The organism is Pseudomonas sp. BT76 TE3572 (assembly GCF_050435365.1).
Taxonomy (GTDB): Bacteria; Pseudomonadota; Gammaproteobacteria; order Pseudomonadales; family Pseudomonadaceae; genus Aquipseudomonas; species Aquipseudomonas fluorescens_W.
In genome coordinates, this window is sequence record NZ_JBNDKE010000001.1 from 1,473,462 (window position 1) to 1,485,848 (window position 12,387).

Consider the following 12,387-nt stretch of genomic DNA (forward strand, 5'->3'; position numbering starts at 1 on the left):
GCTACGGGCTCTGTGGCTTGCCGAGCTATCGTGCCAGCAATTAACCCTGCATTAAGTCCCGTCTTTTTCCTGTCGATACAAGCTGTTACTGTACGGGCCACAAAGCCCAAGCCGCCTGGATCGGATCCCTGACTTGAAGCGTCCCCTCCTCCTGCTCCTGATCAGCCTGGCCTTGAGCTCCCCCGCAAGCGCGACGATCAGCGAAAGCCATGGTTATGCGCAGTTCGGCACGCTCAAGTACCCGGCCAGATTTACCCACTTCGACTGGGTTAACCCGCAAGCGCCCAAGGGCGGTACGTTGCGGGTGATGGCGTTTGGCACCTTCGATACGCTCAATCCCTACACCTTCAAGGGTTCAAGCCCGGTTTCCACGCCGAATTTCCTGCAATACGGCATCAACGAGCTTAACGAACCGTTGATGGTCGGCACCGGCCAGTACGCGCCGTCCGGCGATGAGCCGACCTCCAGCTATGGCCTGATTGCCCAATCGGTGGAATACAGCGAAGACCGCAGCTGGGTGGTGTTCAATCTGCGCCCCGAAGCGCGTTTCCACGACGGCACGCCGATTACCGCCTATGACGTGGCGTTCTCTTACCGCTTGCTGCTCAAGGAAGGCCATCCGCAATACCGCACCAACCTTCAGGAAGTGTCGCGGGTCGACATCCTCAATCCGCAGCGCATTCGTTTCGTCTTCAAGCGCGCCGGCAATCCGTTGCTGATCCTGCGCCTGGGCGAATTGCCGGTGCTGCCCCAGCATTACTGGAAAGGTCGCGACTTCAAGGCCACCACCTTCGAACCGCCACTGGGCAGCGGGCCGTATCGCATCACGTCGGTAGAGCCAGGACGGCGGATCGTTTTCGAACGGGTCAAGGATTACTGGGGCAAGGACTTGCCGGTCAATCGCGGCAAATACAACTTCGACCGCATGGAAGTCGAGTTCTACCGCGACAGCGACGTCGCGTTCGAAGCCTTCAAGGCCGGCGAGTTCGACATCTATATCGAGCACCAGGCGAAGAACTGGGAAAACGGCTACAGCTTCCCGGCGGTGCGACGCGGCGACGTCATCAAGGCGCAGATCCCGCATCAGATCCCGACCCAGAGCCAGGGTCTGTTCATGAACTCCCGGCGCCCCGCCTTCTCCGAGACCAAAGTCCGTGAAGCGCTGGGCCTGATGTTCGACTTCGAGTGGACCAACCGCACGCTGTTCAGCGGCGCCTACAAACGCGCCATGAGTTACTACCCCAACAGCGAGTTCTCCGCGACGGGCCTTCCGGTCGGCCATGAATGGCTGATGCTCACGCCGTATCGCGAGCAGTTGCCCGCCAAGCTCTTCACCGAGCCGTTCAGCCTGCCGCAGACCCAAGGGCGCGGCATCCCCCGGGAAACCATGCGCAAGGCCCTGGGCCTGCTTGCCGAGGCTGGCTGGAAGCTCAGTGGCCAGCATGTTCAGAACGCCGCTGGCCAACCGTTGCGTTTGGAGATCCTGCTGGTCAACCCGAACCTGGAACGCATTCTTCAGCCTTACGTCGAGAACCTCGCCAGCATCGGCATCGACGCCCGGCTGCGCACGGTCGATCGCGCCCAGTACAAGCAACGCCTCGATCAGTTCGATTTCGACATGATCCTCATGACCCTCAACCAGACGCTCAGTCCGGGCCTGGAACAATGGCAGTACTTCCATTCCAGCCAGGTCGGGGTCAAGGGCAGCAAAAACTACGCCGGTATTGCCAATCCGGTGGTCGACCATTTACTCGAACAATTGCTCGCCGCCCAGACCCGCGATGAACAGGTCGCCGCCGGCAAGGCCCTGGACCGGGTGTTGCTGTGGCAGCACTACAGCATTCCCAACTGGTACCTCAATTATCACCGCCTGGCCTACCGCAACCGGTTCGCCTTCGTCACCACACCGCCCTACACATTGGGCCTGAGCGCGTGGTGGCTGAAATCTTCGGAGAAGGATCGATGAAACCCGTACGCAACCTGCTCTTGCAGGCCAGCGGTCTGTTGTTCGCCGGGCTGGCCTGTGCCGCCCCGCAACATGCCCTGACCCTGTACAACGAGCCGCCGAAATACCCGGCCGATTTCAAACATTTCGATTACGTGAACCCCGACGCGCCCAAGGGCGGGATCTTCCGTCAGGCCGGTTTCGGCGGCTTTGACAGCCTCAATCCCTTCATCAACAAGGGTGTCGCGGCCGACGACATCAGCATGATCTACGACACTCTGGCCAAACAGGGCCTGGATGAACCGTTCACCGAGTACGGCCTGGTCGCCGGCAAGATCGAAAAAGCCCCGGACAACAGCTGGGTGCGTTTCTACCTGCGCCCCGAAGCGCGCTTCCACGACGGGCATCCGATGCGCGCCGAGGACGTGGTGTTCAGCTTCCAGACCCTGATCAAGGACGGCGCGCCGCTGTACCGCGGTTACTACAGCGATGTCGAGGAAGTGGTCGCTGAAGATCCGCTGACGGTGCTGTTCAAGTTCAAACACAACAACAACCGTGAACTGCCGCTGATCCTCGGTCAGTTGCCGGTGTTGCCGAAGCATTGGTGGGCGACGCGCGATTTCACCAAGGGCAACCTGGAAATACCATTGGGCAGCGGCCCGTACAAGGTCAGTGAAGTGAAGGCCGGGCGTTCGGTGCGCTATGAGCGGGTCAAGGATTACTGGGCCAAGGACCTGCCGGCGAACCGCGGGTTCTACAACTTCGACGTGATGACCACCGACTACTACCGCGACAACACCGTGGCCCTGGAAGCACTCAAGGCCGGGCAGTTCGATTACTGGCTCGAAATGGCAGCAAAGAACTGGGCCAACGCCTACAACATTCCGGCCGTCACCGAGGGCCGGTTGGTCAAGGAACAGATCCCCAACGGCAACCCCACCGGCATGCAGGGCTTTGTCTTCAACCTGCGCCGCCCGGTGTTCCAGGACGTGCGCGTGCGCCAGGCCCTGACCCTGTTGCTGGACTTCGAATGGACCAACAAGCAACTGTTCAACGGCGCCTACGCACGCACCCGTAGTTACTTCGAGAATTCGGAAATGGCTGCCAGCGGCCTGCCGGACGCCGATCAACTGGCGATCCTCGACCCGTTCCGCGGCAAAATTCCCGAGCAGGTGTTCAGCGAGGCGTTCCAGAACCCGGTGACCGACGCCAGCGGCATGATCCGCGCCCAACAACGCAAAGCCTATCAATTGCTGCAAGAGGCGGGCTGGCGGATCGTCGATGACAAGATGGTCGACGCCACTGGCAAACCGGTGACCATCGAGTTCCTGTTGGCGCAGACCGAATTCGAACGGGTGCTGCTGCCGTTCAAGCGCAACATGAGTGACCTGGGCATCGACCTCGTGATCCGTCGGGTCGACGTCTCGCAGTACATCAACCGCGTGCGTTCAAGGGACTTCGACATGATTGTCGGCAGCTTCCCGCAGTCCAACTCGCCGGGTAACGAGCAACGCGAGTTCTGGATGTCCGACGCCGCCGACAAACCCGGCAGCCGCAACTCCATGGGCCTGAAAGACCCGGTGGTGGACCAGTTGGTCGAGCAACTGATCAACGCCGATTCGCGCAAAAGCCTGGTGGCCCATGCACGCGCGCTGGACCGCGTGCTGCAATGGGGCTATTACGTGATCCCCAACTGGCACATCAAGACCTGGCGCGTGGCGTACTGGAACCACATCGGCCACCCGAAAATCTCACCCAAGTACGACATCGGCATCAACACCTGGTGGGTCAAGCCCGACGCCAAACCGGCGGTAGAAGTCGAAACCAAACTGCAAGCCGACCCTGCGGGCACGGAGTAATCAATGCTGGCGTATATTTTTCGGCGACTGCTGCTGATCATCCCGACCTTGCTCGGCATTTTGCTGATCAACTTCGTGATCATCCAGGCCGCCCCCGGCGGGCCGGTGGAGCAGATGATCGCCAAGCTCGAAGGCTTCGAAGGCGCCACCAGCCGCATCGCTGGCGGCGGTGCCGAAGTCTCGGTGGCGGGCTCCGCCTATCGCGGTGCCCAGGGCCTGGACCCGATGCTGGTCAAGGAAATCGAGCACATGTACGGCTTCGACAAATCGGCGCCGGAACGCTTGTGGATCATGATCAAGAACTACGCCACCCTGGATTTCGGCGACAGCTTCTTCCGCGACGCCAAGGTCATCGACCTGATCAAGGAAAAGATGCCGGTGTCGATCTCCCTCGGGCTGTGGAGCACGCTGATCATGTACCTGGTGTCGATCCCGCTGGGGATCGCCAAGGCGACGCGACACGGCAGCCACTTCGACGTCTGGACCAGTTCGGCGATCATCGTCGGCTATGCGATACCGGCGTTCCTGTTCGCCATCCTGCTGATCGTGGTGTTTGCCGGCGGCAGCTATTTCGACTGGTTCCCGCTCAGAGGGCTGACCTCCAACAACTTCGACGAGTTGAGCATGGGCGGCAAGGTTCTCGATTACTTCTGGCACCTGGCATTGCCGGTGACGGCGCTGGTGATCGGCAACTTCGCGACCATGACGCTGCTGACCAAAAACAGCTTCCTCGACGAAATCAACAAGCAGTACGTGGTCACCGCCAAGGCCAAGGGCCTGACCAATCACCGCGTGCTCTACGGCCATGTGTTCCGCAACGCCATGCTGCTGGTGATCGCCGGGTTCCCGTCGGCGTTTATCGGCATCTTCTTCACCGGCTCGTTGCTGGTGGAAGTGATCTTCTCCCTCGACGGCCTCGGGCTGATGAGTTTTGAGGCGGCGATCAACCGCGATTACCCGGTGGTTTTTGGCACGCTGTTCATCTTCACCCTGCTGGGATTAGTGGTGAAACTCATCGGCGACCTCACCTACACCTTTGTCGATCCGCGTATCGACTTCGAAAGCCGGGAGCATTGAGATGAATCTGTCCCCTCTCAATCGCCGACGCTTTGAACTGTTCAAGGCCAACAAGCGTGGCTGGTGGTCGCTGTGGCTGTTTCTGCTGCTGTTTGGGCTGAGCCTCGGCGCCGAGCTGATCGCCAACGACAAACCGCTGGTGGTGCACTACGACAACGGTTGGTACTTCCCGGCGCTCAAGCGCTACCCGGAAACCGCGTTCGGCGGCGAATTCCCGCTGGAAGCCAACTACAAGAGCCCGTACATCCGCGAATTGCTCAAGGAAAAAGACGCCTGGGTGTTGTGGGCGCCGATTCCCTACAGCTATCAAAGCATCAACTACGACCTGAAAGTCCCGGCCCCGGCGCCACCCTCCGTCGACAACCTGCTGGGCACTGACGATCAGGGCCGCGACGTGTTGGCGCGGGTGATCTACGGCTTCCGGATTTCGGTGCTGTTCGCCCTGACGCTGACCATTCTCAGCTCGATCATCGGCGTTATTGCCGGGGCCTTGCAGGGTTTCTACGGCGGTTGGGTGGATTTGGCCGGGCAGCGCTTTCTGGAGATCTGGTCCGGGCTGCCGGTGCTGTACCTGCTGATCATTCTCGCCAGCTTCGTCCAGCCAAATTTCTGGTGGCTGCTGGGGATCATGCTGCTGTTCTCGTGGATGAGCCTGGTGGACGTGGTCCGCGCCGAGTTCCTGCGTGGGCGTAATCTGGAATACGTGCGTGCCGCACGGGCGCTGGGGATGCAAAACGGGGCGATCATGTTCCGTCACATCCTGCCCAACGCCATGGTCTCGACCATGACCTTCATGCCGTTCATCCTGACCGGCGCCATCGGCACCCTGACCGCCCTGGATTTCCTTGGTTTCGGTTTGCCGCCTGGTGCGCCGTCCCTCGGTGAGCTGGTGGCCCAGGGCAAGTCCAACCTGCAAGCGCCGTGGCTCGGCATGAGCGCGTTTGCCGTGCTGGCGTTGATGTTGAGTTTGCTGGTATTCATCGGCGAGTCCGCTCGCGATGCCTTCGACCCGAGGAAGTGAAATGAATCAGGACAATCTGATCGAAGTACGCGACCTGGCCGTCGAATTTGTCGTCGGCGAGCGCGTCCAACGGGTGGTCGAAGGTGTCAGCTTCGATATCAAGCGCGGGGAAACCCTGGCGCTGGTGGGCGAAAGCGGCTCCGGCAAATCGGTGACGGCGCACTCGATCCTGCGGCTGCTGCCCTACCCGCTCGCCCGGCATCCGTCCGGCACCATCGAGTATTCCGGGCAAAACCTGCTGAGCCTGAAAGAGAAAACCATCCGCCACATCCGCGGCAACCGGATCGCGATGATCTTCCAGGAGCCGATGACCTCGCTCAATCCGCTGCACTCGATCGAGAAGCAGATAAACGAGGTGTTGAGCACCCACAAGGGCCTGATCGGCAAAGTCGCGACCAAGCGCACGCTGGAGCTGCTGGAAATGGTCGGCATCCCGGAGCCCGAGAAACGCCTCAAGGCGCTGCCCCATGAATTGTCCGGTGGCCAACGGCAGCGGGTGATGATTGCCATGGCCCTGGCCAACGAGCCGGAACTGCTGATCGCTGACGAACCGACCACCGCGCTGGACGTCACCGTTCAGCTGAAAATCCTCGAATTGCTCAAAGAATTACAGGCCCGATTGGGCATGGCGCTGCTACTGATCAGTCACGATTTGAACCTTGTGCGAAGAATTGCGCATCGCGTATGTGTCATGCAGCGCGGTTGCATCGTCGAACAGGCATCGTGCGAAGAGCTGTTCCGCGCGCCGCAGCATCCGTACACTCGGGAACTGCTGGCAGCGGAGCCCAGCGGCAAGCCGGCAACCAATGTAATTGGCCCGCCGCTGCTGCAAGTCGAGGACCTGAAAGTCTGGTTCCCGATCAAGAAAGGCTTTCTGAAAAAGACCGTCGACCACATCAAAGCGGTGGATGGCATCAATTTCAGCCTGCCTCAAGGCCAGACCCTGGGGATTGTGGGAGAAAGCGGTTCGGGCAAGTCGACACTGGGTTTGGCGATTTTGCGGCTGATCGGCAGCAAAGGCGCCATCCGTTTTGAAGGCAAGCAGCTAGACTGCCTGACGCAGCAACAGGTTCGGCCGCTACGGCGGGAGATGCAGGTGGTGTTTCAGGACCCGTTCGGCAGCCTGAGCCCACGGATGTGCGTGAGCCAGATCGTTGGCGAAGGCCTGCGGATCCACAAGATGGGCACCGAGGCGGAACAGGAACAAGCGATTATTGCGGCACTCAAGGAGGTAGGTCTGGACCCGGAAACCCGGCACCGCTACCCCCACGAATTTTCCGGCGGGCAACGGCAGAGAATCGCCATTGCCCGGGCATTAGTGCTAAAACCGGCGTTGATTCTGCTGGACGAGCCGACATCGGCCCTCGACCGGACAGTGCAACGCCAAGTGGTGGAACTTTTGCGTTCACTGCAAACCAAGTACAACCTGACGTATCTGTTTATCAGCCATGACCTGGCTGTCGTCAAAGCGCTGAGTCACCAGCTGATGGTGGTCAAGCAAGGCCAAGTGGTCGAACAGGGAGACGCGCAAAGTATTTTTGCGGCCCCCAAACATCCGTATACACAGCAGTTGCTGGAAGCCGCTTTCCTGGCTCCAGCCACTGCGCAATAACCTGAAAGAGAGGAGCAACACATGGGTTTTCTCGCCGGTAAGCGCGTACTGATCGTCGGTGTCGCCAGCAAGCTGTCCATCGCATCCGGCATCGCTGCCGCCATGCATCGCGAGGGCGCTGAGCTTGCCTTCACTTATCAGAACGACAAACTCAAGGGTCGTGTCGAAGAGTTCGCACAAAGCTGGGGTTCCAACCCTGACCTGTGCTTCCCGTGCGACGTGGCCAGCGATGAAGAAATCGCCAAGGTTTTCGTTGAGCTGGGCAAGAAGTGGGACGGCCTGGACTGCATCGTGCACTCCGTCGGCTTCGCCCCGGGCGACCAACTGGATGGCGACTTCACCGAAGCCACCACCCGTGAAGGTTTCCGCATCGCTCACGACATCAGCGCCTACAGCTTCGTGGCCCTGGCCAAAGCCGGCCGCGAAATGATGAAAGGCCGCAACGGTAGCCTGCTGACCCTGTCGTACCTGGGTGCCGAGCGCACCATGCCGAACTACAACGTAATGGGCATGGCCAAGGCTTCCCTGGAAGCTGGCGTTCGTTACCTGGCCGGCTCCCTGGGCCCGGACGGCACCCGCGTCAACTGCGTATCGGCTGGCCCGATCCGCACCCTCGCCGCCTCCGGCATCAAGAACTTCCGCAAGATGCTGGCCGCCAACGAAGCGCAAACCCCGCTGCGTCGTAACGTCACCATCGACGAAGTCGGCAACGCCGGCGCCTTCCTGTGCTCGGACCTGGCGTCCGGCATCAGCGGCGAAATCATGTACGTGGACGGTGGCTTCAACACCACGGCCATGGGCAGCCTCGAAGAGTAATCTTCGGTCAGCCAACTAAAAGACCCGCCAGTTTTGGCGGGTTTTTTATTGGCTGAGATTTCACGGAGAAAGCAATCCCTGTAGGAGTGAGCCTGCTCGCGAAAGCGGTGTATCAGTCAGCATCGATGTCGACTGACACGACGCTTTCGCGAGCAGGCTCACTCCCACAGGGTTTTGTGTTTAGCCATCGTTCTGGGTCAGGCACCGGGCAAACAGCTGCTGGATCGGCTGTGTGCGCTGGCTATAGCGCTGCAACAGGACGATCTCGCGGTAGAACGTCAACTCCCCCAACGGAATGATCCGAACCTTCGCCCCATGCTCAAGCCAGAGCCCTGCCTCAGGCAGCAGCGACACCCCCAACCCGCATTCAACCATCTTCACGATGGCTTCCAGCTCATCCAGCTCCAAAGCCACCTGCACATCAATCTGCTGCTCACGCAAAAACCGCGTCACCAATCGTCCACCGAACGAATTGCGGTCGTAACGCACGTGCGGATGGCTCGCGAGTATCTGCAACGGCTCATCGCCTTCAAGTTCTGCCGGCACGATCAATACAAACGGTTCCTTGCGGATGACCTGCGCTGACAGTTCTTTGGGTAACTCGAACGGCGGCTTGATCAGGATCGCCAGATCCACCTCACCGGTGTCCACCTGACTCAACAGGTTCAGCGACACACCGGGCACCAGTTTCGGCTCCAGCAATGGCGCCTGTTGCCTCAAACGCAGCAATGCCTGAGGCAGCAGTCCGGTCTGGGCCGTGGCCACCGCGCCTATTTTCAACTCGCCGCGATACTCACTGACATCATCGCTGACCGCCATGCGACTGAAGGTCTCGAGCATATCCCTGGCCATTGGTAGAGCCCGCTGACCCGCCGCGTTGAGCAGCGCCTGACGTCCAGTGCGGTCGAACAAACGAATACCCAGGGCCTGTTCCAGATTGCGAATCTGCGCGCTGACGGCTGACTGGGTCAGGCCAATGTGCATCCCCGCCGCGGCAAAAGTGCCGTAGCGCGTCACCGCAATGAAGGTTTTCAGTTCTCGCAGCATGGCGTTCTCGACTGATCGAAATAATTTGAGCTCGACGCAAAAATTATCGTCTTTCAATCAAAAAGCACAGGACTAAACTCAATCTGAATCCAGACAGCCGAGGCACATCCGATGCAACTCTCCCCTTTTCACTTGGCCATCCCGGTCTACGACCTGACTGCCGCGCGCAATTTTTATGGCCAGGTATTCGGCCTGGAAGAAGGTCGCTCAAGCGATCATTGGGTCGATTTCAATTTTTTCGGCCATCAGCTGGTCATTCACCTGGCGCCGAAAAACGCCTCTCAAGAAGCCGCGCACACCAATGCTGTCGACGGTCATGACGTGCCGGTGCCGCATTTTGGTGTGGTGTTGGGGATGAACGAATGGGAGGCGCTGGCCGAGCGGTTGAAAGCCCTCGATACCCGATTCGTCATCGAACCGGGCATTCGCTTTCAGGGATTGGTGGGCGAGCAAGCGACAATGTTTCTGTTCGACCCTTGCGGCAATGCACTGGAGTTCAAGGCGTTCAAGGACATCACTCAGTTGTTCGCCAAATGATCCGCCCCGTCCCGGATGCCACGGCCCTCAGTCAGTCCGTGATCAAGGGTGAGGCGACCGCCGCCGTCATCGCCGAAACAGTCCTGGAACGCATTCAGGCGCTGGAGCCGGACATCCGGGCCTTCGTCTCGTTCGATGCCCGAAAAGTACGCACCGACGCTGCGTTGCACAACAGTCGTGGCTTGCTGGCCGGAGTCCCGGTGGGGGTGAAGGATGTCTTTGACAGTGCCGACCATCCGACGCAATTCAACTCGCCCATCTATGCCGGTCATCAACCTGCCCGGGATGCCCATGTGGTGACCCTGCTCCGTCAGGCCGGCGCGCTGATCATGGGCAAGACCCACACCACTGAATTTGCGTACATGCACACCGGCCCGACCCGCAACCCGCATGACCTCGACCGCACGCCGGGCAGCTCCAGCGCCGGTTCAGCGGCCGGGATGGCAGCGGATTTCTTTGCTGTGGCGCTGGGCACCCAGACTGCCGGTTCACTGCTGAAACCGGCGTCCTATTGCGGTCTGTTCGCGTTCAAACCTTCGTTTGGACTGGTATCGCTGGAAGGCGTAAAGCCGCTGGCGCCGAGCTTCGACACCGTAGGCTGGTACGGTCGCTCGGTGCGCGATCTGCACTTGGTGGCGCGGGTGTTGATTCCAGGTTTTGCAGTGCCTGAGGTTGAACCACGTCCTCTGCAATTGGGCTTCTATCGCACAGCGCGCTGGGATCAGGTAGACCCCGAGGTGGCCAACGCCCTGGAACAGGCCGTGGACCACCTGCGTAGCGCCGGCCATCAGGTCAACGACGTGCAACTGCCGGAGGAATTTGCCGGGGTATTCGACGATCACCTGTTAATCAACGATTGCGAAGGCGCCCGTTCTCTGGCGAAGGAGTTTCAACAACACCGCGCACTGTTAAGCCCTTCGACATTGGCAATGTTCGACCGGGCGGCGGCGACAACCTGGGAACAGGAGTCCGCTGCCAAGGCCCGGTTGGCGGCGCTTGCACCGCGCCTGAATGAACGCTGCCAGCCCTACGACGCGATGCTCGGCCCCTGCTGCGGGATGATCGCGCCCGTGGGCCTGGAAAGCACCGGGCCATCGGATTTCATCAAGTTCTGGGGCGCGTTCGGCTGGCCGCAGGTGAATATCCCGCTGGTTCGCGCTGAAGGATCGATGCCTATCGGTTTACAGATGATCGGCCGGTTCAGAAATGACGGTTCGTTACTACGGGTGGCCGAACGGGTCGCTTGCGATTTGCTCACTGGTCGCAGTCAATAAGCCCTCGGCCGTCTCGTGGAGCGCAGGATGAAACTCGATCTGATCGATACTGAAGTGGATGTCATAACCGCGATGCACCGTGGCATTGCGCTCTTCGAGAATTTCTTCGAGTCGCGCCCTGATCGCGGGTATTTCCACAACGCTTGAGCCAGTCAACAACGCAACGAATTTGTCGCTGCCCAGCCGGCCGATCACATCGCTCTCGCGAAAGGCTATTCGCAGCACATCAGCGAAGGTTTTCAGGGCATTGTCGCCCTCGGAACGACCATAGAGATAGTTGATGTGCTTGAAGTCATCAATGTTGAAGAGCAGCAGCGTCGCTGGCTTTTTCAGCTGTAGGCAGACATCCAGCCCTTGTTGGGCCAGCGCTATAAAACCGTGTCGGTTGGAGAGCAGCGTCAACTCGTCCATGCTCGCCATCTGGACGCCCATTAACTCCTCCTCGGCCTTGCGGGCCAAGTCACGCAGCAGCTCGCGCTCCTGCAGTGGCGTGCGCAACGGGTCGGCGCACGCGCCTGGTTTTACCGGTTTGCCTGGGATCAGCATTACTCACTCCATGGGCGGGTATATTTCTTAGAGTGGCTCATACCCGGTTTGACTCCCTGTTAACAGACCGCCGGTCAACTACCCACGACCGGACATGGCCCTCCGGCGTCAGCCCAAAGCTTGAACTGGGTGACGAAAATGTCGTGCGGCACCGGGACCGGCGCCCTTCCCTGACCTGGATTCCAGCCCCAAAGCACCAGTTTGTCGTCGCTGACATGCTTGATCAGCGCGGCGAAATCGCGGTCACCGTTGCTGGAACGGTCCTTGATCATTGCGCACAATTTATCGGCCGGCAGACCGATCCAGGCCATTTTGTGCGCGGCTGGCGGCAGGCTCCAGTGCGGCGCCCCTGGCGGTGCGTGAGCGCCGTAACTGGCCGGCGGATTACTCTCGGCGTGGCAGGTAGCGCAGGGCAAACCCGCCGCGCCCTTGCCGTCCATGCCCCGCACGACGTTCATTGCGTGGGGAATGCCGGCGTCGAATTGCAACGGCGAATCGCCGGGGATATGGCAGTTCTGGCAGCGCGGGCTCTGAAAGACCTTTTGCACGGTATCGAACGCCTTGATGGCCTCCTTATCGTCAGCGAGCACGTGCTCGGCGTAGGCGACCAGGCCGATCAACACCACCGCGCCAAGAATCAGATGTCGTCTCAT

At 60.1% G+C, this 12,387-nt stretch carries 11 protein-coding genes; 8 read left to right on the forward strand and 3 right to left on the reverse strand.

The annotated features are described in order from the left end of the window. The first annotated feature begins 133 nt into the window (after nucleotides 1–133). From ABH912_RS06580 to fabI, 6 genes are read left to right on the forward strand one after another with little or no spacing between them, the layout of a single operon-like run. The gene (locus tag ABH912_RS06580) at nucleotides 134–1,966 is read left to right on the forward strand and encodes an extracellular solute-binding protein (RefSeq protein ID WP_429510137.1); all 1,833 of its coding nucleotides are present in this window, start codon (nucleotides 134–136) and stop codon (nucleotides 1,964–1,966) included. After that, complete coding sequence (locus tag ABH912_RS06585) at nucleotides 1,963–3,804, forward strand: extracellular solute-binding protein (RefSeq protein ID WP_429510138.1); 1,842 nt, start codon at nucleotides 1,963–1,965, stop codon at nucleotides 3,802–3,804. Before ABH912_RS06580 ends, ABH912_RS06585 begins: the two co-directional genes overlap by 4 nt. Before the next feature lie 3 nt (nucleotides 3,805–3,807). Then, nucleotides 3,808–4,881: a microcin C ABC transporter permease YejB gene (locus ABH912_RS06590; RefSeq protein WP_033054607.1), complete on the forward strand. Its 1,074-nt coding sequence runs from the start codon at nucleotides 3,808–3,810 to the stop codon at nucleotides 4,879–4,881. A gap of 1 nt (nucleotide 4,882) precedes the next feature. Beyond that, the gene (locus ABH912_RS06595) at nucleotides 4,883–5,902 is read left to right on the forward strand and encodes an ABC transporter permease (RefSeq protein WP_033054605.1); all 1,020 of its coding nucleotides are present in this window, start codon (nucleotides 4,883–4,885) and stop codon (nucleotides 5,900–5,902) included. Nucleotide 5,903: 1 nt separating this feature from the next. After that, nucleotides 5,904–7,514, forward strand: coding sequence for an ABC transporter ATP-binding protein (locus ABH912_RS06600; protein WP_046054814.1), 1,611 nt, complete (start codon nucleotides 5,904–5,906; stop codon nucleotides 7,512–7,514). A 21-nt stretch (nucleotides 7,515–7,535) separates the two neighbouring features. Further along, the gene (fabI, locus tag ABH912_RS06605; protein WP_008152082.1) at nucleotides 7,536–8,330 is read left to right on the forward strand and encodes an enoyl-ACP reductase FabI; all 795 of its coding nucleotides are present in this window, start codon (nucleotides 7,536–7,538) and stop codon (nucleotides 8,328–8,330) included. A gap of 180 nt (nucleotides 8,331–8,510) precedes the next feature. Here the strand turns inward: fabI and ABH912_RS06610 are convergent, their stop codons facing one another. Then, nucleotides 8,511–9,377 (reverse strand): LysR family transcriptional regulator, encoded by an 867-nt coding sequence (locus ABH912_RS06610; RefSeq protein ID WP_429510139.1) that lies wholly within the window; start codon nucleotides 9,375–9,377, stop codon nucleotides 8,511–8,513. A 111-nt stretch (nucleotides 9,378–9,488) separates the two neighbouring features. Here ABH912_RS06610 and ABH912_RS06615 point away from each other — a divergent pair, with 111 nt between their 5' ends. Further along, nucleotides 9,489–9,914 (forward strand): VOC family protein, encoded by a 426-nt coding sequence (locus ABH912_RS06615; RefSeq protein ID WP_429510140.1) that lies wholly within the window; start codon nucleotides 9,489–9,491, stop codon nucleotides 9,912–9,914. Beyond that, nucleotides 9,911–11,188: an amidase gene (locus ABH912_RS06620; RefSeq protein ID WP_429510141.1), complete on the forward strand. Its 1,278-nt coding sequence runs from the start codon at nucleotides 9,911–9,913 to the stop codon at nucleotides 11,186–11,188. Before ABH912_RS06615 ends, ABH912_RS06620 begins: the two co-directional genes overlap by 4 nt. On the opposite strand, the gene ABH912_RS06625 is transcribed toward ABH912_RS06620, so the two are convergent. Further along, nucleotides 11,135–11,734 (reverse strand): GGDEF domain-containing protein, encoded by a 600-nt coding sequence (locus ABH912_RS06625; protein WP_033054595.1) that lies wholly within the window; start codon nucleotides 11,732–11,734, stop codon nucleotides 11,135–11,137. The two genes, ABH912_RS06620 and ABH912_RS06625, sit on opposite strands and share 54 nt — an antisense overlap. 74 nt (nucleotides 11,735–11,808) lie before the next feature. Then, nucleotides 11,809–12,387: a hypothetical protein gene (locus ABH912_RS06630; RefSeq protein WP_033054594.1), complete on the reverse strand. Its 579-nt coding sequence runs from the start codon at nucleotides 12,385–12,387 to the stop codon at nucleotides 11,809–11,811.